The sequence below is a fragment of the Extibacter muris genome (assembly GCF_004345005.1).
Lineage (GTDB): Bacteria > Bacillota > Clostridia > Lachnospirales > Lachnospiraceae > Extibacter > Extibacter muris.
This window is the reverse complement of record NZ_SMMX01000004.1, coordinates 1-26,256: the sequence shown is the minus strand read 5'-3', so window position 1 is coordinate 26,256 and position 26,256 is coordinate 1. Positions and strand designations below refer to the sequence as shown.

General features: G+C 48.6%; 26 protein-coding genes and 1 pseudogene. 1 reads left to right on the top strand and 26 read right to left on the bottom strand.

What is annotated here, in order from left to right:
- Positions 1-11 precede the first annotated feature (11 nt).
- The 6 genes from E1963_RS05590 to E1963_RS05565 form a co-directional block, all read right to left on the bottom strand.
- The gene (locus E1963_RS05590) at positions 12-743 is read right to left on the bottom strand and encodes a YebC/PmpR family DNA-binding transcriptional regulator (protein WP_132276167.1); all 732 of its coding nucleotides are present in this window, start codon (positions 741-743) and stop codon (positions 12-14) included.
- A 56-nt stretch (positions 744-799) separates the two neighbouring features.
- Positions 800-1,600: a hemolysin family protein gene (locus tag E1963_RS05585; protein WP_132276165.1), complete on the bottom strand. Its 801-nt coding sequence runs from the start codon at positions 1,598-1,600 to the stop codon at positions 800-802.
- A gap of 24 nt (positions 1,601-1,624) precedes the next feature.
- Positions 1,625-1,972 carry a type II toxin-antitoxin system PemK/MazF family toxin gene (locus tag E1963_RS05580; RefSeq protein WP_049728041.1) on the bottom strand — a complete coding sequence of 116 codons (348 nt, stop codon included), beginning with the start codon at positions 1,970-1,972 and terminating at the stop codon, positions 1,625-1,627.
- Between the two features lie 87 nt (positions 1,973-2,059).
- The gene (alr, locus tag E1963_RS05575) at positions 2,060-3,226 is read right to left on the bottom strand and encodes an alanine racemase (RefSeq protein ID WP_132276163.1); all 1,167 of its coding nucleotides are present in this window, start codon (positions 3,224-3,226) and stop codon (positions 2,060-2,062) included.
- Positions 3,227-4,726 carry an NAD(P)H-hydrate dehydratase gene (locus E1963_RS05570; RefSeq protein ID WP_132276161.1) on the bottom strand — a complete coding sequence of 500 codons (1,500 nt, stop codon included), beginning with the start codon at positions 4,724-4,726 and terminating at the stop codon, positions 3,227-3,229.
- 122 nt (positions 4,727-4,848) lie between these two features.
- Positions 4,849-5,499 carry a redox-sensing transcriptional repressor Rex gene (locus E1963_RS05565; protein WP_066576019.1) on the bottom strand — a complete coding sequence of 217 codons (651 nt, stop codon included), beginning with the start codon at positions 5,497-5,499 and terminating at the stop codon, positions 4,849-4,851.
- A gap of 154 nt (positions 5,500-5,653) precedes the next feature.
- Between E1963_RS05565 and abc-f the strand changes: the two genes are divergently transcribed.
- Positions 5,654-7,573, top strand: coding sequence for a ribosomal protection-like ABC-F family protein (abc-f, locus tag E1963_RS05560; protein WP_132276159.1), 1,920 nt, complete (start codon positions 5,654-5,656; stop codon positions 7,571-7,573).
- Between the two features lie 64 nt (positions 7,574-7,637).
- Here abc-f and E1963_RS05555 read toward each other — a convergent pair whose 3' ends face one another.
- The 20 genes and pseudogenes from E1963_RS05555 to pdxA all read right to left on the bottom strand — a co-directional run bounded on the left by E1963_RS05555 (position 7,638) and on the right by pdxA (position 25,966).
- Positions 7,638-8,330: a flavodoxin family protein gene (locus tag E1963_RS05555; RefSeq protein ID WP_132276157.1), complete on the bottom strand. Its 693-nt coding sequence runs from the start codon at positions 8,328-8,330 to the stop codon at positions 7,638-7,640.
- A 160-nt stretch (positions 8,331-8,490) separates the two neighbouring features.
- Complete coding sequence (locus E1963_RS05550) at positions 8,491-9,690, bottom strand: NADP-dependent isocitrate dehydrogenase (protein WP_132276155.1); 1,200 nt, start codon at positions 9,688-9,690, stop codon at positions 8,491-8,493.
- A 24-nt stretch (positions 9,691-9,714) separates the two neighbouring features.
- Entirely contained in the window at positions 9,715-10,368 is a 654-nt protein-coding gene (locus tag E1963_RS05545) for a GntR family transcriptional regulator (RefSeq protein ID WP_132276153.1), read from the bottom strand.
- Between the two features lie 23 nt (positions 10,369-10,391).
- Positions 10,392-11,783 carry a beta/alpha barrel domain-containing protein gene (locus E1963_RS05540; protein ID WP_132276151.1) on the bottom strand — a complete coding sequence of 464 codons (1,392 nt, stop codon included), beginning with the start codon at positions 11,781-11,783 and terminating at the stop codon, positions 10,392-10,394.
- Positions 11,784-11,951: 168 nt separating this feature from the next.
- Positions 11,952-12,092: pseudogene (locus E1963_RS22540) on the bottom strand (winged helix-turn-helix domain-containing protein); the annotation flags it as partial.
- 85 nt (positions 12,093-12,177) lie between these two features.
- Positions 12,178-12,519, bottom strand: coding sequence for a histidine kinase dimerization/phospho-acceptor domain-containing protein (locus tag E1963_RS20490; RefSeq protein WP_243117597.1), 342 nt, complete (start codon positions 12,517-12,519; stop codon positions 12,178-12,180).
- Between the two features lie 60 nt (positions 12,520-12,579).
- A complete protein-coding gene (locus tag E1963_RS20485; RefSeq protein ID WP_243117596.1) occupies positions 12,580-12,837 on the bottom strand; it encodes a hypothetical protein in 258 nt (85 codons plus the stop codon).
- Positions 12,773-12,991: a hypothetical protein gene (locus E1963_RS20480; RefSeq protein ID WP_243117595.1), complete on the bottom strand. Its 219-nt coding sequence runs from the start codon at positions 12,989-12,991 to the stop codon at positions 12,773-12,775. Before E1963_RS20480 ends, E1963_RS20485 begins: the two co-directional genes overlap by 65 nt.
- 42 nt (positions 12,992-13,033) lie before the next feature.
- Positions 13,034-13,387 carry an adenine nucleotide alpha hydrolase family protein gene (locus E1963_RS20475; protein ID WP_243117594.1) on the bottom strand — a complete coding sequence of 118 codons (354 nt, stop codon included), beginning with the start codon at positions 13,385-13,387 and terminating at the stop codon, positions 13,034-13,036.
- Complete coding sequence (locus tag E1963_RS19600; RefSeq protein ID WP_167482118.1) at positions 13,356-13,517, bottom strand: hypothetical protein; 162 nt, start codon at positions 13,515-13,517, stop codon at positions 13,356-13,358. The genes E1963_RS20475 and E1963_RS19600 overlap by 32 nt, the downstream gene beginning before the upstream one ends.
- A 404-nt stretch (positions 13,518-13,921) precedes the next feature.
- On the bottom strand, positions 13,922-14,395 hold the full coding sequence (locus E1963_RS05525; protein WP_243117593.1) for a DUF1653 domain-containing protein: 474 nt from the start codon (positions 14,393-14,395) through the stop codon (positions 13,922-13,924).
- A gap of 18 nt (positions 14,396-14,413) precedes the next feature.
- Positions 14,414-15,628: a threonine ammonia-lyase gene (ilvA, locus tag E1963_RS05520; protein ID WP_132276147.1), complete on the bottom strand. Its 1,215-nt coding sequence runs from the start codon at positions 15,626-15,628 to the stop codon at positions 14,414-14,416.
- A gap of 26 nt (positions 15,629-15,654) precedes the next feature.
- Positions 15,655-16,632, bottom strand: coding sequence for a signal recognition particle-docking protein FtsY (gene ftsY / locus E1963_RS05515; RefSeq protein WP_132276145.1), 978 nt, complete (start codon positions 16,630-16,632; stop codon positions 15,655-15,657).
- Positions 16,633-16,640: 8 nt separating this feature from the next.
- Positions 16,641-20,201 (bottom strand): chromosome segregation protein SMC, encoded by a 3,561-nt coding sequence (gene smc / locus E1963_RS05510; protein WP_132276143.1) that lies wholly within the window; start codon positions 20,199-20,201, stop codon positions 16,641-16,643.
- A 7-nt stretch (positions 20,202-20,208) separates the two neighbouring features.
- Positions 20,209-20,904, bottom strand: a complete 696-nt coding sequence (gene rnc, locus E1963_RS05505; RefSeq protein ID WP_132276141.1) for a ribonuclease III — start codon at positions 20,902-20,904, stop codon at positions 20,209-20,211.
- A gap of 60 nt (positions 20,905-20,964) precedes the next feature.
- Complete coding sequence (gene acpP, locus E1963_RS05500) at positions 20,965-21,198, bottom strand: acyl carrier protein (protein ID WP_006444189.1); 234 nt, start codon at positions 21,196-21,198, stop codon at positions 20,965-20,967.
- 35 nt (positions 21,199-21,233) lie between these two features.
- Positions 21,234-22,256, bottom strand: a complete 1,023-nt coding sequence (gene plsX / locus E1963_RS05495; RefSeq protein ID WP_132276139.1) for a phosphate acyltransferase PlsX — start codon at positions 22,254-22,256, stop codon at positions 21,234-21,236.
- Between the two features lie 350 nt (positions 22,257-22,606).
- Entirely contained in the window at positions 22,607-23,572 is a 966-nt protein-coding gene (locus E1963_RS05490; RefSeq protein ID WP_132276137.1) for a 2-keto-3-deoxygluconate permease, read from the bottom strand.
- Between the two features lies 1 nt (position 23,573).
- Positions 23,574-24,929, bottom strand: coding sequence for a four-carbon acid sugar kinase family protein (locus E1963_RS05485; RefSeq protein ID WP_132276135.1), 1,356 nt, complete (start codon positions 24,927-24,929; stop codon positions 23,574-23,576).
- A gap of 17 nt (positions 24,930-24,946) precedes the next feature.
- Positions 24,947-25,966 (bottom strand): 4-hydroxythreonine-4-phosphate dehydrogenase PdxA, encoded by a 1,020-nt coding sequence (gene pdxA / locus E1963_RS05480; protein WP_132276133.1) that lies wholly within the window; start codon positions 25,964-25,966, stop codon positions 24,947-24,949.
- Positions 25,967-26,256 lie beyond the last annotated feature (290 nt).

Genomic DNA, 26,256 nt, shown 5'->3' with positions numbered 1-26,256 from the left:
TCCCCGCACAGTTATTCGTCCCAGTTGTGGTATACGTCTTGTACGTCGTCGTCATCGTCCAGCATGTCCAGTGTCTTCTGGATGTTCTGGATATCTTTCGGATCGATGAGCTCTACGTATGTCTGTGGAATCATCGTCACTTCTGCTGCGGCCATGGGGATGCCGGCCTCTTCCATCGCCTGGCGGACCGTGCTGAAGTCTTCCGGGGAGGTGGTAATCTCGTAGCTGTCTTCTTCCTCGGTAAAATCTTCTGCTCCTGCGTCAAGCGCCTGCATCATAAGATCGTCCGCGTCACCTTCATATTCTTCTTTGGATACGATGATCTGTCCCTTTTTGTCGAACATGAAGGACACGCAGCCCGGAGTCCCGACATTGCCGCTTCCTTTTGTAAATGCGTTCTTTACGTTCGTTGCGGTCCTGTTCCGGTTATCTGTCAGAGCTTCGACGATAATGGCTGTTCCGTTCGGCCCGTAGCCTTCATATGTAATATATTCATAATTGGCGGCATTCGCGTCACCATCCGCCTTCTTGATATTCCGGTCAATCGTGTCATTCGGCATATTGTTGGCCTTCGCCTTGGCTATGACATCGCGCAGGCGGCTGTTGTTGGCCGGATCGGCACTTCCGCCTTCTTTAACCGCCACGGCAAGTTCCTTCCCGATCTTCGTGAATATCTTGCCTTTGGCGGCATCATTTTTTTCTTTCTTATGCTTAATATTTGCAAATTTTGAATGTCCTGACATGTTCTAAATCTCTCCTTATACCTTATCTTATCGCTGTTTCCCGCACTTTTTCTATTCTAGCACTCTTCCTTCAGTTTTTCAATCTTAACTCTTTCGATTGTATTATTATCTACGGAAAGAACGGTAAAGCGGTATCCGCCGTATTCGATGATACATGTCTCCTCTTCGGACGGGATCCTGTCAAGCTGGTCCACAAGAAAACCATTGAGCGTCTCATACTCTTCCTTTTCAAAGGTCAGTGGCAGCATATCCTCCAGGTCCTCCAGATCCGTCATGCCGCTGGCGGTGCAGCTTCCGTCCGGGGCTATCTCGATCAGCTCCTCTTCTTCGTCATATTCGTCAAGGATATTGCCGACGATTTCTTCCAGTATATCTTCCATCGCTACGAGGCCTGATGTCTGTCCATATTCATCCAGCACGATTGCAATGTGGTTCTTCTCGGCCTGCATCTCCTTGAACAGCGTATCAATACTCTTTGTCTCCGGGATAAATGCCACCGGCCTTATGTAGTCGCCAAGCTGCCTCACCGGTACCTGACGCAGGTCCTCATTGAAATAGCATGTCATCGCTTCCCGGAGGTGTATCGTACCGATAATCTCGTCGATACCTTCTTCATATATCGGGAAACGGGAATAGCTTTCATCAAGCATGAACTTAAGCGCATCTGCAAGCTTCTCATTCCCGTCAATCGCCACGATATTCTTCCGGTGTGTCATGATGTCCTTTGCATCTTTATCCATATAGCGGAATATATTGCGGATCAATTCCGCCGCTTCCTTCCAGACACCTTCATCCTCGACGTCCTCTTTGATCTGAAATATCTGTTTCATCCTCTGAAACAAACTGCCTTCTTCCATAACTGCTTTTCTATACTCCTTCTACTATGTATGAAGCTCGAAGCTGATCTTCAGCGCCTCATCTACTTTGTTCATTATCTGTTTGTCAAGGTGGCATACCAAATCCTTGAGCCTCTGTTTGTCGATGGTTCTCACCTGTTCCAGCAATATGACCGAATTCTTCACGATCTGGTATTTCTTTGCATCAATCTCTACGTGCGTAGGCAGCTTCGCCTTGTTCATCTTAGATGTTATAGCGGCACAGATGACGGTCGGGCTGTGTTTGTTCCCTACGTCGTTCTGTATGATCAATACCGGCCTGATGCCACCCTGCTCTGAACCGACCACCGGGCTAAGGTCCGCATAATATATATCTCCTCGTCTAACCTGCACTCTATTTCACACTCCATTTTCTTAAGATAAAATTAGTATTTCCATCTTTTTCAAATGTATTCTATAGAGCTGCAGTAATACCGGGAATTATGCGAAATAATCCATCTGTTCTACGATATCGCCTTGACGGATGAACTCTCTTGGAATTCTCTTACCAAGGTCACATACGAATTCATAGTTGAATCTTCCGGAAAGCCCGCTTAAGGCTTCTACCGGAAGCTTCTCATCTCCGTCATTTCCTACCAGTGTTACTTTATCTGCATACTTCACATCATCTATCTCCGTCGCATCAACCATAAACTGGTCCATGCATACACGGCCGAGAATAGGTGCCTTCTTCCCATGAATCAGGACATATCCCTTATTGGAGAGGCTTCTTGGATATCCGTCTCCATACCCTACCGGTACCGTGGCTATCTTCGTCTTCCTGTCTGTAATATATGTGCCGCCGTAGCTCACCGGGGTGCCTGCCTCTACCCACTTTACGTGTGCCACATGGCTGATAAGCTCCATGGCCGGTTTCAGCGGGACATTTTCCTTGTGTACTTCCTCAGACGGATACAGGCCATAGGTAGAGATGCCGGCACGGACCAGATCCATGTTCGCCTCCGGCACATCGATGATTCCCGCACTGTTCGAGCAGTGGTAATACTGGAATGTCACCCCTCTTAGTGCAAGGGTCTCTTTCATCCACACATAGTTCTTGATCTGTTTTTCGGTAAAAGACTTATCTATCTCATCCGCTTTCGCAAAATGTGTGTACATTCCTTCCATAGCCAGGTTTGGCATCTTGCTTATACGCTCGATGATTTCCGCCGTCTCTTCTTCAATCATAAATCCAAGTCTTGACATCCCTGTATCCAGCTTAATATGAATATATGCCTGCTTTCCCATTTTGACCGCAAGTTCAGATACCTCACGGGCCATTTCTTCCGTATACAATGTCATGCGGATGTCGTATTTTATCATTTCCTCCCGCTGATCCGCAAAGATGCAGCCCAGTACAAGCAATGGCTTTTCAATTCCTGCACGGCGCAGTACTAAAGCTTCGTCAAGCGTCGCGACCGCGAATCCCCACATATAGTCTTTCGGAGAGAGCATTTTTGCTATCTGCACCGCTCCATGCCCATAGCCGTCCGTCTTCACGACACCGAGCATCTTAGCCCCTTCTCTGACATTGTTCCTCATCATCTCTATATTATATTCCACTGCATCCAGGTCTATCCTGGCACACACTCTGCTATATGCTTTCATCTATCTGTCCTCCTGTTCTTTCATTGCCCGGCCGGCATACTCGATCAAATCAGATGCCATGACGCTGTAGCTTCCCTTATCCAGACATGCAAGTTCCCCTGCCCGGCCGTGAAGATACGTTCCAAGCTCTGCCGCTTCCCTGAGTCCGAGCCCTTGTGACAGCAAGCCCGCTATCACACCGGCGAGCACATCGCCGGAACCTGCTTTCGCCATGGATGCATTGCCTGACAGATTCACATACGGCTGCCTGCCCGCCGACATCACGACTGTCCGTGCGTCCTTCAGCACGCAGGTGACGCTGTACTCTTCTGCAAATTCCCGCAGAATCCGCATCCTCTGCGACCTGAGTTCCGGGATGCCCTTCCCTGTCATACGGGACATTTCTTTCATATGCGGCGTGAAGATAAAGTTCTCATGACGCAGCCGGTCAAGATATTTCTTGTGGTCTGCAATCAGATTCAGCCCGTCCGCGTCTATCACGCATGGTACTTCTACATTTTCTATCACCGTCCTGAGTATCTTCCTCGACTTGTCGCTCGTTCCGATTCCGGAACCTACGCTTACTACGTCTGCCCGGTTCAGCAGCTTGAGCAGTTCGACTTCATCGTAAAAGTCATATGTCTTGATAACAGCCTCCGGCAGAAGCGTCTGTAGAATGACGCGGTTGTCTTCCGACGTATATATCTGTACGAGCCCTGCTCCCACTGTATAAGCCGCCTTTGCGTTCAGGAAAGCGGCTCCGGACATGCCCCTGCTCCCTGCGATGATGAGCACCTTCCCATACGTCCCCTTATTAGAATCGGCTCTGCGCTCCGGAAGGAGGCGCCTGTAATCGCTTCCTTCATATGTAAAGGCCGTACCGCTCTCTTTCTTGACCTCTGATGCATCTATTCCGATATCGGCAGTCACTACTTGCCCCGCATATTCTTTTCCCGGATAGAATTCAAGCCCAAGCTTCATCTCCTGGAATGTCACTGTTGCGTCTGCCCGGAAAGCTGTCCCCATGACGGAGCCGCTGTCCGCACACACGCCGGACGGAATGTCTACGGCCAGCCGGTATCCCTCTGAGCGGTTCATGGCTTCAACGAGTTCCCTGTATCGCCCTTCGAGATTACGGTTTAGCCCGACGCCAAACAATGCGTCCACGATGATACTGTACCGGCCTTCCGCATAATCTGTGGCAATCTCAGTTCCAGCCTGCCGCAGATGCTTTATCTGTTCCTTCGTCTCTCTGGAACACTGTCCTTCGTCCCCAGCGAGAACAGCTCTGACGTTATGCCCTTTTTCCGCAAGCAGCCTTGCGATGGCAAAGCCGTCTCCTCCGTTGTTGCCGGTTCCGCATACGACACATGCCTCTGACAGATCCAGCCTGCTGTCTTCCATGTAGGCCACGCATGCCGCCGCGGCACGTTCCATCAGTTCTGATGGAGGAATCAGAAGCCGCTCGATCGTATACTGGTCCGCACGCTTCATCTGGGATGCATTCAGCAGATATTTCATACCTCTCACCTCCTGTTATTTTGCCGGTCTTTTCTCGTCTGCGAAAAGTTCCGGTATATAAAAGAACGTGTAAAGACAAGCCTGTTCTGCACATGCCCATCATTACACGTTTTTATACTTCTTTATTTTTTATCGCTATGTTCTTCGTTATAACGGCTTATATTATAGGAAAGCCTCATAAGACTCTCGATAAGGTGAACATTTTCGACGATAATGTGGTCCGGCAGGTTCAGATCCGTATGTGCAAAGTTCCAGATTGCCCTTACTCCATTATCTACCAGGAGATTTGCGACTTCAATCGCCTTGTCCTTCGGGATGGTCAAGACGGCAATCTCGACATTGTTATTCTGGACAAAGTCTTTCAGCTCATCCATCATACGAATCGGCACGCCTCTGATTGAAACTCCGTTCAACCTGGGATTCACATCAAAGATGCCTTTCAAGATAAAGCCCCGTTTTTCAAATGCAGCGTAATTCGCAAGCGCCTGTCCAAGATTACCGGCTCCGATGATGACGATATTGTGATTTTCTTCCAGACCGAGGATCTTTCCTATTTCTGTATATAGATACTTTACATTATAGCCATATCCCTGTTGGCCGAACCCGCCAAAATTGTTGAGGTCCTGACGAATCTGGGATGCTGTAACTTTCATTCTCTTGCTCAAATCATTGGATGATATTCTTTCGACCCCATTTTCCAGCAGTTCCCCCAAATATCTGTAATATCTTGGCAGCCTCCGAATCACCGCCTGAGAGATTTCTCTTTCTTCCACTAGCCCACTCACCTTCCTGTTACGTTCTAAAAAATATTATATAGAATTGTCACTTCAAAGTCAAACTTTTAGTTGTATTTTGTCCTATTTTCGATATAATGAATGTTAACGGCGCCTGCTTTTGAGGCGCTGCAGGACGATGCAGGAGGACGTTATGATACTAGCATGTCATGGAATGAATAAAGCATTTGGAGAAGATGTCATCGTAAGGGATGCTTCTTTTCATATAGAGGACTATGAAAAAGCTGCCCTCGTGGGACCGAACGGCGCCGGAAAATCCACTATATTGAAAATGATAGTCGGCGAGCTTTCGGCGGATTCCGGGGACGTCATCCTCACAAAGGGCAAGACGCTCGGTTATCTCGCGCAGCATCAGAAGATGTCGGGCGGCAGCACTATCTACGAAGAAGTAAAGACAGCCAAGGCGGACGTCATAGAGACGGAACGCCAGATACGTGCGATAGAACTGGAATTGAAGCATCTCGAAGGGGATGCTTTAAAAGCGCGCCTGGATACATATAACCGTCTCACCGCCGCCTTCGAGCGCGCCAACGGCTATGCCTACGAAAGCGAGATAGCCGGGGTCCTCAAAGGGCTTGGATTTGACGAGGCAGATTTTGACAAAAAAGTCGACACGCTATCCGGGGGGCAGAAAACGAGGGTCTCTCTCGGCAAGCTTCTTCTGACGAAGCCTGACATCCTTCTTCTGGATGAGCCTACCAACCACCTTGACCTCAATTCTATCGCGTGGCTGGAGAGCTATCTTTTAAATTATCAGGGAGCGGTGCTCATCGTCTCCCATGACCGGTATTTCCTGAACAGGGTCGTCACGAAGGTCCTTGAGATTGAACTAGGGGCATTGTCCGTCTTCATGGGCAATTACAGCCAGTATGCCGAAAAGAAGAAGATGATCCGTGACGCGAAGCTGAAAGAGTACCTGAACCAGCAGCAGGAAATCAAGCACCAGGAGGCGGTCATTGAAAAGCTGCGCTCTTTCAACCGGGAAAAATCCATCAAACGCGCGGAAAGCCGGAAAAAGATGCTTTCCAAGATGCAGCCGGTGGAAAAGCCTCAGGAAGCCAGCACAGAGATACATCTTTCCCTCGAGCCTTCCTGCGTGAGCGGAAATGATGTGCTGAGCGTAGAGCATCTGAGCAAATCCTTCCCGCCGCAGCACCTTTTTTCGGACATAAGCTTTGACATCAAGCGCGGGGAACATGTGGCTGTCATAGGGGATAACGGTACAGGCAAGACGACCCTGCTTAAGATACTCAACAACGTGATCGGCGCGGACAGCGGAACATTTACGTTGGGAACGAATGTACAGATCGGCTATTATGACCAGGAGCACCATGTGCTTCATATGGAGAAGACTATTTTTGATGAAATCTCCGACGATTATCCGAATCTCACCAATACGCAGATACGCAATATGCTGGCGGCATTCCTGTTCACAGGTGATGACGTGTTCAAGCTGATCGGCGACCTGAGCGGCGGTGAGAGGGGGCGCGTTTCCCTGGCCAAGCTCATGCTGTCGGAAGCGAATTTCCTCATCCTTGACGAGCCGACCAACCATCTGGACATCACCTCCAAGGAAATTCTGGAAAAGGCTCTGAACGATTACACCGGCACCGTGCTGTACGTGTCACATGACCGTTACTTCATCAACGAGACCGCCACGAGGATTCTGGAGCTGGTCAACCGGACCTTTGTCAATTATATAGGCAATTATGATTATTATCTGGAGAAGAAAGAGGAACTGACTGCGGTATATGCAAGAAACGGACAGGCGGACGATGCACCTGCTGCGCCGGAAGAAGTGTCCGAATCCAAACTGAGCTGGCAGGAGCAGAAAGAAGCCCAGGCAAAAGAACGCAAGCGCCAGAACGACTTGAAGAAGACCGAAGAACGCATCAGCAGTCTGGAAGGACGGGACGCCGAGATAGATACGCTCATGACACAAGAAGAGGTGTATACCAATTCCGTGCACTGCCAGGAACTGGCAGCGGAAAAAGCATCCATTCAGACAGAACTCGAAGAATTGTATATAAAATGGGAAGGATTGGCCGAGTAATTTCATAGGGGTCATACCCCTGTTGACACAGGGGTATGACCCCTAACAATTCAGACAATTCTATTTATCTCCACGGGCGTTCTCTTCCAAGCCATCCCTTTTCTTCCCAGTACTTCTTGTCCACTTCTGTCGTTCCCGTCTTTTTCTGCATGATTCTCATGATGTGGAACAAGGCTTTAACCCGCAGTGACGGCGTCACCTTCGACGTATCATGTTCTATCTTCAAAGCAAGATTATTGACCGCTGTCTCTATCTTTTCCCTGCTGCTGTCATCTATCCCGCCGCCTACAGCGATGCCGTAAGTATATATTCTGGCCACGCCCCAGTATCTCAGGCTGTCTGTCATGTCCCGCAGCGTTTTTCTCGTGCCGCTTCCGGCTGCCGTGGTGATGCACACGGCCTGCTTCCGGAACATGGACGCTTCCGGGCGGTGCACCATCCACCGGTATCCATAGTGGTCCAGAAACGCTTTCAGCTGGCCGGTTACGTGATATACAAGAACCGGAGTTGTGAACACGAGCAGATCCGCCTCGTCAATCATCTCCGTAAGCCGGCGCATATATATGAGATAATCGGGGCATTTCTTCTCATCCTGTCGGATGCACACGGCACACCCCCGGCAGAATTCGGGCATATCCTTCGGCAGGAACAGTTCTTTCACCGTATCACCCTCAGACGCCGTCTTTTCTATAAACATCTTTCCTATCGCATATGTGGACCCCTTCCGCATGGTTCCGTTAATCATCAGTATATTCATCCTGGTTCTCCCCTTTTCGTCCTTACATCTGGTGTCTTGCTGTCGTATACCCTTGTCTTTTGGTACAGGCCTGCCGCCACTTGGGTACACCACAAAACACGATTTGGTACGTAACCTTTTTGAAAAAGATCACGTACCAAAATATGTTATTCTTGTCAATCTATGCAAGCTTTTCCGCGATTGCCTTGATAAATCCCTCGCTGTCCAGAACCGTCGGGCTCTCCATCGTCGTGATCAGTGCCAGGTCTTTTGTCATACGGCCCTCCTCTATCGTGTTTATCGTCGCCTTTTCAAGCCTGTCTGCGAATTCCATAAGCTCTTTGCTGCCGTCCAGCTCTCCACGCTTTCTGAGCGCGCCGGACCATGCAAAGATGGTGGCTACGGAGTTCGTAGACGTCCCTTCCCCCTTCAGGTGCTTATAGTAATGTCTCTGCACGGTGCCGTGGGCCGCCTCGTATTCATAGTACCCTTCCGGGGATACGAGCACGGAGGTCATCATCGCAAGAGAGCCGAATGCAGAGGATATCATGTCGCTCATCACATCTCCGTCGTAGTTCTTGCACGCCCAGATATAGCCGCCCTCTGACTTCATGACACGGGCGACCGCATCGTCGATGAGCGTATAGAAATAGGTAATGCCCGCCTCTTTGAACTTATCCTCATACTCTTCTTCAAAGATTTCCCGGAAAATATCCTTGAATGTGTGGTCATACTTCTTGGAAATCGTATCTTTCGTAGCAAACCAGAGATTCTGCCTGATATCCAGAGCGTAATTGAAGCAGCTGCGCGCAAAGCTCTCTATCGATCCATTGATATTATGCATCCCCTGAACGATGCCGGCCTCGTCAAAATTATGTACCAGCTCCCGGCTCTCATTGCCGTCATCCGCCGTATAGACGAGCTCAACTTTCCCTCCGCCCGGTATCTTCATCTCAGCACCTTTGTATACGTCGCCGTAGGCGTGCCTTGCAATCGTAATCGGCTTCTTCCAGTTCTTTACACATGGCTCAATCCCTTTGACTACGATAGGCGCCCGGAATACCGTCCCGTCAAGGATGGCACGGATCGTCCCGTTGGGGCTCTTCCACATCTCTTTCAAGTCATATTCTTCCATGCGGGCGGCATTCGGCGTGATGGTCGCGCACTTTACGGCCACTTTATATTTCTTCGTCGCGTTTGCAGAGTCTACCGTCACCTGATCGTCGGTTGCATTCCTGTGCTCAAGCCCGAGATCATAATATTCCGTGTTCAATTCGACAAAGGGCTCCAGCAGATTCTCTTTTATCATCTGCCAGAGGATTCTTGTCATCTCGTCACCGTCCATCTCCACGATTGGTGTTGTCATCTTGATTTTTGCCATTTTTCTGTAACTCTCCTTTTCTTTTTACTCCTCTATGTGAAGGTTCTCCATCACCTTCATAATATGTTCGTTGGCAAGCCGCTCCGCCCTGCCGGCATCTTTCTGCTTGATCGCTTCCAGTATGGCACGGTGCTCCTCGATGGACTTTTCCGCCCGCTCCTTCGCACCTACGGACATCGTTCTCGCCATCTGAACATATTTATGAAAATCAGATAATACATGTTCCAGTATACGACTATCTGACGCTTCATACAAGACTTTATGAAACTTTCCATCCAGTTCGCTCACCTGTTCCGCCTGCTCGTTCCCCCTCTTCCTCAGATGGTATTCGGACAGCAGTATGATCTCCTCCAGCTCTTCAATCTGCTTTTCTGTAATATGCTCTGTCGCCCAATGTGCACAGAGCCCTTCCAGCATGGAACGAATCTTATAGATGTCATGCACATCCTTCTGCGTAATTCCGGTGACATAGGCGCCTTTGTTCGGCACTATCGTGACAAGCCCTTCCAGTTCCAGCTGGCGCAGCGCCTCTCTGACAGGAGTTCTGCTGACACCCAGTGTCTCACCTATCGTAATCTCCCTCAGCTCATCATGTTCTTTGTATACTCCGGAGAGGATATCCTCCCTCAGCTTCTGGAAAACCCTTCCCCGCAGAGAGCGGTCCTGATACTCTTCCATTGCGTCTCCTTACCCCCGATCGATTATTTAAGGCTGATGCCAAGCTGTGCACAGGTACTTTCAATGACACTTGTAAGCTCTTCGTCTGTCAGCACAGTGACACGTCCGTCTTCATATTCTTTGTCGACCCAGGCCTTTACCATCGCCACCAGCTCTGAACCCTTATCCACCTGTGCATCTTCCCGCAGACGGTAGTATGTATTGATCCAGTGGGCGATGCCCGCCAGGCCGGAAGTGTTGGATACCGCTACAAGCGCAGGCCGTTTTAAAAACTTCTCCGTATCAAATATATTATAAATCTCTTCATTTTTCAATAGCCCGTCTGCATGAATCCCTGCCCTTGTCACATTAAAGTTCTTTCCGACAAAAGGAGTTCTGGACGGGACCCTGTAGCCGATCTCCTTCTCATAGTAGTCCGCAAGCTCCGTAATCGCTGTCGTATCCATGCCGTCAAGCGTCCCCCGGATCTGGGCGTACTCAAATACCATTGCCTCGAGCGGCGTATTGCCGGTCCTCTCCCCGATTCCAAACAAAGAACAGTTTACCCCGCTGGCACCATACAGCCACGCTGTCGTCGAATTGCTGACGGCTTTATAAAAATCGTTGTGCCCATGGAATTCAATCAGGCTGCTCGGAACTCCGGCATGGACACGCAGCCCATAGATGATGCCAGGTATCGAACGAGGAATCACCGCTCCCGGATAATTCACGCCGTACCCCATCGTATCACACACACGTATCTTTATCGGTATCTTATACTCCTCCATAAGATGCATCAGCTCAAGGCAGAACGGAATGACGAAGCCATAGATATCCGACCTTGTTATGTCTTCTAGATGGCAGCGTGGGCGGATCCCCGTCTCCAGGCATTCACGTATTACAGAAAGATAATGCTCCATCGCCTCGCGTCTTGTCATCTTCAGCTTATAAAATATGTGATAGTCCGAACAGCTCACGAGGATTCCTGTCTCTTTAAGGCCAATCTCCTTGACAAGCTCAAAGTCCTTCCTGCTGGCCCGTATCCAGCTCGTCACTTCCGGGAACTCGTACCCCCGCTCGAGGCACCTGTATACCGCGTCCCTGTCCTTGCCGCTGTATAAGAAGAATTCACACTGCCTTATCTTCCCTTTCGGCCCTCCGATCCTGTGGAAATAATCATACATGGCCACTATCTGTCCTGTACTGTAAGGAGCCCTTGACTGCTGTCCGTCCCGGAAGGTCGTATCAGTAATCCATATCTCATCCGGCATGCTGTGCGGTACGATACGGTCGTTAAATGCAATCTTCGGTATCTCGTCATAGTGGAACAAGTTGCGGAACACGTTGGGCTTCTCCACATCCACAAGCGGATACATATGCTCCTCCAGCTGCAATAGATTCGTATGTTTGTCAAGATACACTTTCCTGTCTTCCATCATCATCTCTCCTTAATATGAAATAGTACGTCATTTTAGCGCGGTACCGCCTCGATATGTATAATTGTATACAATTATACACTCTGTGTCAAGACAAAAAAATAAGCAGGCTCCTACGCCGCCCGGTTCCTTCCATCAAAACATTCCTGCGGCAAAGGGCCTGACCCTTCAGTTCAGCCTGACCATCCGGTATCCGATGCCGATATGAGTCTGGATACATTGCGGCTGGCTGCTGTCCTTTTCAATTTACTTCCTGAGGGAAGCCATATATACACGAAGCGATGACATATCGCTTTCGACAGCATTGCCTCAGATGAATCTCCTGCTCACCTACATACACGGTTCCTGCCCCGTAGTCACAAGAACATAAGGTTTACCGGTTGCTGTCATAGTATTACATCCTCCACTTCGAGTATATGTCCTTATAGATAGCCTTTCTCTGCACGGAGCCTAACTGGCTGTCATTCCCCATCAGCGTTTCCGCGTTGCCTGAAATACTCGTAAGCGGGGTCCGCAGATCATGTGAGATGGAACGAATCAGATTAGCCCTCAGCTGTTCTTTCTGAAGCTTCATGTCCGCCTCTTTCCTCTCAATGATCAGTTCTTCTTTTTCCAGGGCAAATGCACATTCGTTTAAGATTGCACCCATGATACCCTCCTCAAACGCTAAGATGTCTCTGTGGTCCATATCGATTGCAACGATGGCAAATACTTTGTCCGTGCTGCGTACCGCCATGCACAGGCAACGGGCACCCGGGAGCGTCTGTGAGGAGAAGCCGGCGTGTTTATTATTCCGCTACGTCCACTGTGCTACTGCCAGTTCCGAATCGTCCAGCGTGTCATCGGCTTCCTCATCCGCCTTGCACACGACCGGACGGCTGTTCTTCCCCGGTTTTCCGAGATAAAAGTAGACGTTGCGCTCCAGCAGCATGTTCAGCTGTTCCGCCGTACGCTTCGCTATGTTTTCCAGGGATCCGGCGTCCTGAAGCTTACGGCCTGTCTCCAGAAGTATCTCGGTTCGGTATGCCTTCTTCGCATTCTGCCGTGCATACATCCGGCTGTCTCCTTCTTCTCACCGATTTATACTTCTTGTCATAAGCATTCGGAATCAGGAAGATCTCCAGAGACGGGGCGAGCCTGCTCAATCGTTCTGAAAAGCTGTCTTTGATAAGCAGCAGCCTTCGTTTTGCATAAGTCCTGCCAAGCACGATCTTCGTGACACGTGCGACTTTTGCATAAGCTGCAATCTCTTACACGATATCGCTTCCGTATGAGGTTACGACCTTTGCACCGGGCTGTTCTGCCAGCCGGGTATTCTCATTCAGCTGCCGGATATCCTCCTTCGACATATCAGACGCTTCCGGAGTCTCTACGTAGAGTGCCGTAAGCCTGCCATGGAAATCCATGGCCATCCTGGACGCCTGCCGGATAACCGTGCCGTTGGAAGGTGACGGCGACAGGCAGATGAGAATGTGCTCTGCCGTCTCGCTCTTGGCATGAACCATCGCATCCTGGGCAAGATTCACGCGGTCTGCCAATCTCCTCAGCGCAATTTTTCTCAAAGAGACGAGATTATCCTTTTTGAAAATCTCCTTTCCTGTCATACATTGATTTGGGAATCTGCTCCATGCAGGCCGCCCAGTCATTCTTCTCAACATATTCCTTTATCATTCTGCACAGATTGCCCATATCCTGCTCTTCTCTGCTGATCTGGCCTTTTTCTCTGCTCTTCATAATTCCTTACCTCCTGGACTGTTACTTCTTAACTAAGTAAATCATAACAGCAGCCGGATAAAATAGGTGTTAAAGGTAATGCCTGGCGTATTAAAATAGTATTAAAGTAAATTAGCAGCGGGAATGGAGACGGATGGCAGATGCTCCCGCGATCTACTTTACCGGCAAGGACAAAGGCAGTTATGTAACGTTACTGGCAGCCAATACCTTTATCCGTTGAGAGAAGCTCGAAAAAAAGCTTTGCATTGAGAAGATGCAAAAAGATGCGAAGAACACAGGCCAGAAACCGGATTACAAGTCCGGTTTTTGAGATGGCTGAGACGGGAAAGCATCCGGCTTTCCTGTATAATCCATCTGAAGTCTGCGTTCTTCGCATCTTTTTCGCTTACAGCTTGCTTGTTTTCTTACCTTCCCCTCCTGTTTTCAAATCGTATCATGGTCCTCAGATAATGCATCAGGCCTTCATAGCGCAGATCCAGGTCTTCGCTGTTTTCGACATAGTCCAGGCTCATGGCTGCCGCGCTTAAGAAGTCCCCTGTCATGTTCATCCTCTCCCGCTGCAGGAACTCAACCTTTTCCTCTTTCGTATCCAGATCCAGAAACTCCATAATCAGGTTCCGCTCCTGCCCACCGGAATCTACATCCTCTCCTTCCATCTGGAAACGATACTCCTGCGCTGTGTCAGGATATTTATCCCTGTCTACCCTGCTCATAAACTGCTCGATTGGTCTGGCATATACCGGGTGTTCCCCGTAGAGCCCCTCATAGATGACAAGCTGTTCGGCAGTTTCAGAATGGGACGCTACAGCCAGGACCTGGTACCGGTTCCCTTTGAAGTGGCGGTAGCATTCTCCCTTCTGTGGAATGTGACGTTCCATATGCATATCCCCTTTACATCAATATAATTTTGCACCGATTTCTCTTGGACGGAATCCCTCATCTTCCAGCGCCTGCATAATCTCATGCTTATGCTCTGTACCGAATGCCTCCATGGTGATACGCAGTTCCACTGCCGCATTGCGGTTCGTGCTAACAAACTGGTTGTGTTCCAGCTTGATTACGTTTCCCTGGGCGTCTGCTATCGTGGAAGCGACACGTACGAGTTCACCCGGCTTATCCGGAAGGAGTACAGATACGGAGAAGATACGGTCTCTCTGTATAAGCCCATGCTGAACGATAGAGGACATCGTAATCACGTCCATGTTGCCCCCGCTCAAGATAGCTACCGCTTTCTTTCCTTTTAAATCCAGCTGTTTCAGAGCGGCTACGGTGAGCAGCCCGGAATTTTCCACGACCATCTTATGGTTCTCTACGAGATCAAGGAATGCGCCTATCAGTTCATCATCTTCCACCGTAACTATCCGGTCGACATTCTCCTGTACATACGGGAATATCTTTTCACCGACCCGTTTCACAGCCGTGCCGTCTGCTATCGTATTGGCACTTGGCAGCGTGACTGGAGCGCCTTCAACAAGTGCCGCCGTCATGCTGGCTGCCTGCGCCGGTTCCACGCCGATTACCTTGATCTTAGGATTCAGCATCTTTGCGAGGGTAGATACCCCCGAAATCAGTCCGCCGCCCCCGATAGGAGCCAGTATGTAATCTACAGTGGGCAGCTCTTGAACGATTTCCATCGCGATGCTCCCCTGCCCGGTTGCGACGTCGAGGTCGTCAAACGGATGGACGAACGTATAACCGTTCTCTTCCGCCAGCTTTAAGGCATGGTCACACGCGTCATCGTATACGTCCCCGTGAAGGATTACGTCGGCACCGTAGCTCTTTGTACGGTTCACCTTGATAAGCGGGGTCACCGTCGGCATGACGATGGTAGCCTTACACCCATATTTCTGAGCCGCATAGGCGACTCCCTGGGCATGGTTGCCTGCCGAGGCGGTGATAAGGCCCTTCCCGCGTTCCTCTTCTGACAGGGTACTGATCTTATAATAAGCACCTCTTACTTTATATGCACCTGTATACTGCATATTCTCCGGCTTCAGGTATATCTTTCCGCCGCTGGGCTGGCTCAGATATTCACTGTAGACCAGTTTGGTGGGATTGGTTACTTTCTTTACGAGCTCGCTTGCCTGCTCGAATTTCTCTAGTGTCATCATACGAATACCTCCCTTTTTTCTCGTATTTATTCTTCCGGCTTTTCAGTCGTGAATAACGCGTTAACAAATGTATCTGCATCAAACTTCTGCAGATCTTCGATCGTCTCTCCAACACCGATATATTTGACCGGTATTCCGAGCTCTGCCTGGATGGCTACCGCGATGCCTCCCTTAGCGGTCCCGTCCATCTTCGTCAGGATGATACCCGTGATGTCGGCGACTTCATTAAACTCTCTGGCCTGCATAAGAGCGTTCTGTCCGGTCGTGGCATCGAGCACGACGAGCGTCTCCCTGTATGCATCCGGAAATTCTCTGTCAATGATCCGGTTCATCTTCTTCAGCTCTTCCATCAGGTTCTTCTTGTTATGGAGCCTGCCCGCCGTATCGCACAGGAGCACGTCCGCGTGACGGGCCTGTGCCGCTGCCACCGCGTCATATATGACAGAAGCAGGGTCTGAGCCCTCCTGCCCGCCGATCAGCTCTGCCTGCGCCCGGTCTGCCCACTCCTTCAGCTGCTCCCCTGCCGCCGCGCGGAACGTATCCGCCGCCGCAAGTACCACTTTTTTATGCCGGCTTCTGAGCTTTCCTGCAAGCTTGCCGATCGTCGTCGTCTTTCCGACGCCGTTTACCCCGATGACCATCACGACAGACGTCCTATCTTCAAATTCATAAGCAGCCTCACCGATATCCATCTGCTCCTTGATACTGTCGATGAGGAGCTGGCGGCACTCGGACGGCTCTTTGATGTGCATGGCCTTCACCTTTTCTCTGAGGTCTTCCAGTATGCTGTCTGTCGCCTGGACACCAAGATCTCCCATGATGAGCACTTCTTCCAGCTCCTCATAAAACGCTTCATCAATCTTGGTGAACCCACTGAATATGCTGTCCATGCCAGAGATGATGTTATCTCTCGTCTTTGTCAGGCCTGATACGAGCCGGCTGAAAAATCCTCTCTTCTCTTCAGATTCCTTTGTTTCTTCTTCTATAATCAATTCTTCGGACATAACCCCTCCTATTTATCCAGCTGTTCTTCCAGAAGACTTACGGATACCATGGTTGATATGCCTTTTTCCTGCATCGTGATTCCGTAAAGCCTGTCTGCAGCTGTCATGGTCCCTCTTCTATGCGTGATAACTATAAATTGCGTATTCTTCGTCAGTTTATGCAGATATTTTGCAAATCTTACGACATTGCTGTCGTCGAGAGCCGCCTCGATCTCGTCCAGAAGGCAGAATGGTGACGGCTTCAGGTTCTGTATGGCGAAAAGCAGGGCGATTGCAGTGAGCGCTTTCTCGCCGCCTGACAGCTGCATCATATTCTGCAGCTTCTTGCCCGGCGGCTGGGCGATAATCCGTATTCCGGCTTCCAGGATATCCTCATCTTCCATCAGCTCAAGCGTGCCTTTCCCTCCGCCAAACAGTTCCTTGAACACATGGTCGAATTCTACCGATATCAGGTCGAACTGTTCTCTGAACTGCTTGCGCATAGCCTCGTCAAGTTCCTCTATGATCTGCAAGAGCGTGGCTTCCGCCTCAACAAGGTCATCATGCTGGTTTTTCAGGAATTCATATCTCTCCGACAGATTCTTATAATCCTCGATGGCATTGACATTGACGTCGCCGAGTCCCTTGATCTCACTCTTTAGTACCTGTGTCTGCTTTTTCATCATTGCAAGGTCCGTAAGCGTCTCATCCCTTATCTCCAGTGCATGGTTGTATGTGACCTCGTATTCTTCCCACATATAATTCATCTGCTTTTCAGAAGCATCTTCGTAGCTTTCCTTCTGGCTCTCAAGACGGAATATCTCTTTGTCCAGCTCTGACATATGGCGGGACAGGTCTTCCCTTTTCTGGAGGAATACCTTATGCTTCTTGTTCAAGTCTTCCCGCTCCTGCTTGAACCTTTCAATTTCCTGCTGGATTTCGGCGAACAGCTCTTTTGAATTCAGAATCGTGTCTTTTAAATCTTCTATCTGTTCCTGCTTTTCTTCAATCTCCCTGGACGTACCGCCTTTATTGACCTCAAGCTCACTCAGCTCCTCCTGGAACTTGGCGATCTCGTCCTGGATACGTTCCGTATTCTCAAGCAGGAATGCATATTTCTGCTCAAGTCCCGCATAAGCAAGATGGATCCCTTCGGCGGCTTTCTGCTTCCGGCTCTCCTCTTCCCGCACACTTTCCAGAATCTTCTGCTCTTCCTCTATCCTGTCTGTGAGCTCCTTTTCCAGGCTTTCCGAAGTATCAAGCTCTACATTGATGGACTCCTGGTTGTCGATGATATCCGTTATCTGCCCGTCCAGTTCCTCGGCTTCCTTTGTCAGGGCTGATGCAGAATTTCTGGCGGAACGGATTCTCGCCTCCGCCTGGTCTACGTTCATCTTCGCCGTATTCTGGATGACATATGCTTTCTGCAGACTGCTTTTCAGTTCTTCAAGCCTGTCATAATACCCGGCACGCTCCTGCCGCAGCGCATCGGAGGCCGCCTCCAGCTCGTCCATCTCTTTCTTCAGCTGTCGGACCGTCTTTTCAAATTCTTCTATCTCACGGCGCCTGCTCAGCAGATTGCTGGAATTCTTGAAAGCGCCCCCGGTCATGGATCCACCCGGATTGATCAGCTCTCCTTCCAGCGTTACGATACGGATAGACTGCCTGTACTTGCGTGCGATGGCTATGCCGTGGTCGATGTGGTCCACGACGAGCGTTCTCCCGAGGAGATATTCTGCCAGCCCTTGGAATCGTTCCTCTACCCTGACGAGCTTATCCGCCGTCCCGACCACGCCGGGCTCTTTCAGCGCCTCCTGCCTGTAGATTCCACCGTTGGCCGTAATGCTTGTAAGCGGAAGGAACGTCGCCCTCCCGAACCTATTCTGTTTCAGGAACTGGATCATGCGTTTCGCCGTGTCCTCATCTGCGGTGACGATATTCTGTATGCTGCCGCCAAGCGCAGTCTCTACGGCTATCTCATAATCCTTGCCGACTTTGATGATATCTGCCACGACTCCGAGAAGCCCTTGTTCCTTCTCCCTGTTGTCCATCACCTTCCGGATGCTGTTGCCGTAGCCGTCATACCGTTCCGTGATATTCTTTAGAGACTCCAGCCTGGACTGTTCCCTGTGGTATGCGGTCTGTCCGATGCGGAACTGCTCGGTCTGTCCCGCAAGCTTATCCTGAAGTTCCTTAATCTTGTCGTCGTATGTACTGCTCTCTTCGGTCAGTTCGATAATCTGGCGTGAAATCTCTTCCAGCTCATTTCGGAACCCCTCCAGATGTACTTCCTGCTCGGCGGCCTCTTTCACAGACTCTGCCGCCTGATCGTTCATCTGGCTTTTCCTCACCTGTATCTGTTCCAGCATCGTATCATAGCGCTGAATCTTGGCCTTGGTGGATGCTCTGTTGTTCAGCAGTTCGATGATGTCCTTCTTATTGCTGTCTATAGATGCCGTCAGCGTAGCGATCTTCGTCTCCACTTCGATGAGCTGTGCTCTGGCGTCACGTTCCAGCCTGCCCTTCTCATCCAGCTCCGTCTGGATGCTCTCCTGCTCTTCCACAAGCTCGGAAAGCTGCTTTTCCCTCTCCGCGATCTCACTCTCAATCGTCTTGGCCCGCTGGTCATAATGTTCATCGTTCATATGCGCGCTGTGGATCTGCTCCTTCAGCAGCGCAATCTGGTTCTCCAGCTGCTGCTTCAGCATATTTGTCTCATTCAGCTGGCTTTTCGCTTTTTCTATCGATGCGTCGATGCTGTCTACCTGTTCTTCTACCGATTCATACTCTGACTTCATCTCATCATAGCGGCCTCCGGCCTCATCAAGCTCCGCATGTGCGGTTTCAAGCTTGCCGTCTATCCCCTTTATCTGGTCGCTTAACCGTTTCGTCTCCAGCAGAAACATATTGATGTCATACTTCTTCAGCTCTTCCCTTTTCTTCAGGTATTCTCTTGCCTTTTCCGCCTGCCTCTCAAGAGGGCCTACCTGTTTTTCCAGCTCAGACAGTATATCGTTGACCCTGAGAAGGTTCTGCCGTTCTTCCTCCAGTTTCTTCACGGACATGTTCTTGCGCCGTTTGAACTTTACGATGCCGGCCGCCTCGTCGAACAATTCCCGGCGTTCCTCCGGCTTGCCGCTCAATATCTTATCTATCTGTCCCTGACCGATGATCGAATATCCTTCCTTCCCGATCCCGGTATCGTAGAACAGCTCGTTGACATCCTTAAGGCGGCAGGCACCGCCGTTTATCAGATATTCACTCTCTCCCGAACGGTAGAGCTTTCTGGCCACCGTCACTTCCTCGTAGTCTATCGGAAGGTGGTGGTCTGAATTATCCAGAGTGATTGCTACAGACGCGTAGCTCAGAGGCTTCCGGTTCTCTGTCCCCGAAAAGATGACGTCCTGCATGCTGCCTCCGCGCAGCTGCTTGACCCTCTGTTCGCCGAGTACCCACCGGACCGCATCCGCGACGTTGCTTTTCCCGCTCCCGTTCGGCCCTACGATGGCTGTTATGCCGTTGTGGAAATCAAATTTTATCTTATGTGCAAATGACTTGAATCCCTGCACTTCTATGCTCTTTAAATACATACTCCACCTACTTTATGTTCTTCTCGTGCAGCTTCAGTATACTTTGATAGGCAGCTTCCTGCTCTGCCGCCTTCTTCGTCCGTCCGCGTCCCGTACCGTACTCTTCCTCTCCGATGTGTACGGATACAAGGAAAGATTTGTCGTGGTCAGGGCCCTCTTCTCCAATAAGATGATATGTTATCACATCTTTAAAGTTGGCCTGTACGATCTCCTGCAGGATAGTCTTGCTATCAAAAAAGAGTTTCTTATTCTCCAGGTCCCTCAGGATAAACTGTTCGATAAACTCTTTCGCATTAGCAAAACCACCATCTATATATATAGCTCCGATCAGAGCTTCCATCGCGTCAGACGTGATTGACTCCCTCTTACGCCCTCCTGTCGCATCCTCGCCCTTTCCAAGCAGAAGAAAATCTCCAATCTGTATCTCTCTGGCGCAGAACGCCAGTGCAGGCTCACACACCATTCCGGCTCTCGTCTTGGTCAGTTCCCCTTCCGGCATCTTCGTGTGCTCATAGAACAAGAATTCGCTGGATACGAGTTCCAGCACCGCGTCGCCGAGGAATTCGAGCCGTTCGTTACATTCATACTTGTGCAGATGCTGCTCATTGGCATATGAACTGTGCATCATCGCCTTTTTCAGCAGTCCGAAATCCTTGAATGTGTAGCCGATTCTATTTTCCAGTTGCTTCAGATCCTGATTCATATAGCTGCTCTCCTCATAATGCGAAAAAGCCCCACCGGGCTTTTTACGCATCTTATATGCCTAGTTATTTGTCGCGTTTTTAATCTGTTCCACCGCATCGCCTACTGATACGATCTTCTCCGCATCATCATTATCGATTTCGATATCAAAGGTCTCTTCTATTCCCATAATTATCTGGAAAATATCTAAGGAATCAGCCCCCAAATCATCTACAAAAGTCGTCTCCATTGTAATGTCCCCTGCCTCAACATTCAATACATCTGCAATGATTTCCTGTAACTTTTCAAATTCCATACCATTTCTTCCTTTCTTATTCCATAGAGTAGTCTTTATTCAGCGGATGCAGCATCCGTTTGAATACAATTTTTAATCTTTTCATTAATCCTCTGCCGCTTGAACGTAACACACTGTATCAATGTATTCGTAACTTCCTTAGACTTTGAACTTCCGTGTGTCTTTACCACCAGCCCGTTCAGGCCAAGCAGCGGCGCTCCGCCGTGCTCGCTTGCATCAAACGCCTTCAGCGTCTCTTTCAGGGCCGGCTTGACAAGGAGTGCTCCGATTTTGCTCCTCAGGCTTGTCATCATTCCTGCTTTCACCTTTTTGATAAGGACATCTCCTACCCCTTCATAAAGCTTAAGTATGATATTTCCCGCAAAAGCCTCGCACACGATGACGTCTGCCACCCCGTGAGGGATATCCCTCGCTTCTACGCTTCCGATAAAATGAATGCCTTCCGTCTCCTTCAGGAGGGGGAACGTCTCTTTTACAAGCGCATTGCCCTTCTCTTCTTCTGCCCCGATATTGACAATCCCGACTCTGGGACGTTTCACGCCCATGACGCTCTCCATGTAGATGGATCCCATCTTGGCAAACTGTACGAGGTGTGATGGTCTTGCATCCACGTTCGCGCCACAGTCTATCAGGAGGGAAACCCCTGTCTTTGTCGGGATGAGCGGCGCAAGCGGCGGCCTCTCTACTCCTTTGATCCTTCCGACGAGCGTCTGTCCCCCCACGAGGATGGCACCCGAACTTCCCGCTGACACGAAAGCGTCTGCCTCGCCGGCTTTTACCATCTTCATGCCGACAACGATGGAAGAGTCCTTTTTTCTGCGTATGGCGTTGACCGGGGGTTCTGCCGTCTCTATCACCTCTGTGGCATTGACAATTTCAATCTGGTCCCTGTCGTAAGTACAGCCTTCCAGCTCCTTTTGGATGGCCTCTTCCTTGCCGACGAGATAGACTTTGATACTTTTCTCCCTGGCGACGGCATCCACAGCACCCTTGACCATTTCACCCGGGGCATTGTCACCGCCCATGGCATCCAGCGCTACTCTTGTAATTTCAGTCATTCTTTCTTCCTCCCAGCACTACTAGGATTAATTCTACTAGACATCCCTCTAAAAATCAATCATTTTGTGAAAGAATTACGTGCCATATCTTCCATCTTCTGAATCCTTTCAAATGCTTCTTGCTGTTCATAGCCGAGATCCTTTCTGCCATCTGGAGCAGTAAAGAGACAACCATAGCCATTAAGCAGCGTCTCTTGGAACAGGGCATTGACGTATGTTCTGACCAAAGTGAACAAAACCAAATTGAAAAGTGTCACTAAACGGACGCGGGAAAAGTTATCCCGCGTCCGTTTTTTGTATGATTGTTTTCACATTTTAAGCATAGGCCGGCTATGTATCTTTCATATGTTTTATTCAAAAGACTGGCCTTCTAATGGATATTGCGGACAGCCGAATTTCTTTGCCCACCAGTTGGTAATGAATGGTGCTAAGATACATGATACCACTACAGATGCTGCCACTTGAACAGTAGCTGCTGCTACGTAAGGCTGCCACGCAGTATCTATCAATGCTACTGCTGCAGGAACGGCCACTGCATTTCCTGCCGTTGTTGCAACCGCCCATCCGGCATATCCTGGTCTTTTTGTAATAAACCGATCACACAGAACAATAAAACCACCGCCAGCAAAAACAGTAATAAGTCCAAGAATAATACCTGACGGTCCACCTTTAATAATACTCATCAGATCAATACCTGTTCCAAGAGCAAAACCAATTAACGGTATAATTGCTGTTCCCATAGGTACAAAGATATCACGCATTCCATGATCCAAATTACCTATAAGCATACCAAGTGCAACCGGAATAATCGCTGCTAACAGAGACATAATCGGAATATTAGCAAGGCCGGAGGCACCCAGCGCAACCAGTGTAAAGAATGGACCGTCATTCAGTGCTAGCAAAGGGAAACATCCACCATCAGCACGATCCCCATAGTTACCCATAAGTGTAAGATATACACTTCCGTTTGAGTTTGTAACCGCACTTACAACAGATAAGGTTGTAAGGCCGATAATCCCTTCCATGCCAAACGCTTTGCCGATAATAATACCAAGTGCGGCACCTATAACAAACTTAGACACTAATAAGACACCTCCGCGCCGCAGCACTTTGGGCATATCTTTTACCTGTAACGCTGTTCCCATACAGAAAAGCTGAGCCCCCAATAGTGTATTTGTACCTGCACTTGAAAATAATGCTGTGGTTAATCCGCCAATCTGTAATGCATCCGGAAATATTGTGTTCAATAAACTACCCAGTAGTAATGGAACAACCATCATTCCTGCAGGAACCTTTTTTAAGAAATTTAAGATCATATTATTTTTCCTCCTTTTTCTCTGCTTCTTCGAATAACCGTTCAACTATGTCGATTCCAATATCGTCATATCCGCAAAATCCACCTTTTACGATAAGCGGGAGGCCATCATATTTCCCGATAATCCTTCCCACATCCACTTGCGCAACAATGTTATCGATTGCCTGGATACAAGCCGTTCCAATCGTTCGGCATACGCATTCCATCGTATCACCACCTGTAAGCAGCAAACCTGCGATCTTTACTCTTACACTCTCCAACACGTTATCTGTAATCCGGGCAAGACCTTGGTTTATGAAATCCGAACTTGTCCCTGGCTCATATGCATGCTTTACATCTTCTTCTGCCAGATTTACTATAGAGCCATGTAATGCAGTCTCAACAATAATTGCTTTAGGGATATGTTCTTGATGTATCAAATCTATGATAGTCTGACTCACCTTTGCCACTTCATCTTCTGCAGCTTTTCCGCCTTCTATCAATGCATGCGGGGAAACACTTACCTTTACATTCTCCCCGCTGTCTGCGTATAGCCGCTCCATCTGCACCATCGTTGACGGATTTGCACTTCCCACAATTAACAAGGCACACTTTGATTTGTCAGGCGTCTTCTGTGTGGGCTTCGTACTTTGCTCTTCCCCTATGAGCCCTCTATGAAAAGCCAGTTTCATAGTGAACGCTCCCGGATCAACCGCCAATATACTCCAGCCTAGTTTTACACAGGTTTTTGCAATCACCTCCACATTGTCCAGCGTCATTGCATCTACGATGAAGATTCTGCTTCCTGATTCTCTTGCTTCTACAAACCTGTCTCTAATCACTTGTTCTCCCGCAAGAACATCTCTTAAATTGATATGGGCAATCTTATGTTTGGTCTGTCCGGCCATAAGCGCCGGTACATAACACTCTTTTACCGGGGTTTTTACATCATGTGCTACAGAAGTCTCTGTTAAGATTACCCCGTCGATGATAGAATATCCACCAACACATATTCTGTTGGATTGGGGCATTGCTGTTACCATAACAGCAACCGTATCTTCTTCCAATTCTTCAAGCATAGCGTCTACTTCATATCCGATACCCCCACGTAAAGTCGTATCTATTTTCTTAGAAAAATATTTTATATCCATCTTCTTTAAAGCACTTGTGGCTTCTTTTACTGCAAGGACAGCCTCATTCGGCAGCAAATGCCTGCTATTACTACTTACATAGATAGCATCAAGACGCTCTGCTTCATCGAACTGATTCAATGCATCCGGATCAAAAAACAATCCTGTTTTGGCCTGTCCTTTTGCAACTAACACTCCAGCACTTGCTGTTCCAGTAAAATCATCTGCAACAGCTCCTATAATTGCCATCTTTTCCGCCCCCACCTTTATTTAGCATCATACAATGCTTTTGCATATTTAATCGTCGTTTCAATTGCTGCAACCATACTGACATTTGTTGCGATTCCTTTGCCTGAAATATCAAAAGCTGTTCCATGATCAACCGAACACCTGATAAACGGTAATCCCAATGTTACTGAAACGGATCTTTCAAGATCTAATGTCTTACATGGCATATGCCCCTGATCATGATACATCGCAAGGATTGCATCAAACTCACCATTCTTACCTCTGCTAAACAGTGTATCCGGCGGCACTGGGCCAACCGCTTGGATTCCCTCTGCTGCTGCCTCTTCAATTGCCGGTATAACTTCTTTTATCTCTTCATCTCCGAACAGCCCACCTTCACCACTATGAGGATTGATTCCGGCTACTGCAATTTTAGGATTGCTAAATCCTAATTTTTTCATCTGATAATCAATTCTCTTTATTTCATTCAGAATATGTTCTTTGGTCGCATAATCAATCGCATTTCGTAAAGATATGTGCCTGCTCAGATGAAAAACCCGCATCTTAAAGCAGTCAAACATTGTAAGTACATAATCTGCTTTTGTTTCATCCAGATATATCTCTGTATGGCCAGCCTGCCTTACACCAACCATTTTAATTGCCACCTTATTGATTGGCGCAGTCGTTACCGCATCTAATTTTCCTTCTGTCCCCAACTCAATGGATTTATGAATAGCATCCATAGCGATCTGACCTGCAAGTCTTTGTTCTTTTCCCCATTCCAGCGAGGTCAGGTCATACTCTCCACAGTCCATAACATTGATAATCCCGGCTTCATACTCAGCTTTCTCTGGATTATCAATTGCTCTGCACTTTAAATCATCTCTTTTCAGCGCTTCTTTTGCCGCTCGTTCCAGTACTTTTACATTTCCGATTACAAATGGGCGACATTCTTCATATATCTCCTTTTTTTCTAAGGCCTTAATGATAATTTCCGGGCCAATCCCAGACGGGTCACCGATTGTAATGCCGATAATTGGCTTATACTCTTTCAACATTTTGATTTCCTTTCTTTTTTTATTTTTAATATTTCATTTGATATATTTAACTATAAACTACTTTTCATTCGAAATCAATATATGCTTATCCGTGATTTTTGACGAAATAATTCTTTCGTTTTCGTAACATATTACAAATATCGGAAGATTTTGGAAAATTTTGTCACAAAAACCTGCTAACAAAAGTCAAGACTTTTTAGCAGGTTTTTAAAATTATTTTTATTTCTATATTTTCCCACGACAATTAGACCGGCATGAATCCGGTCAATCAATTCTATATTTCCATCTTT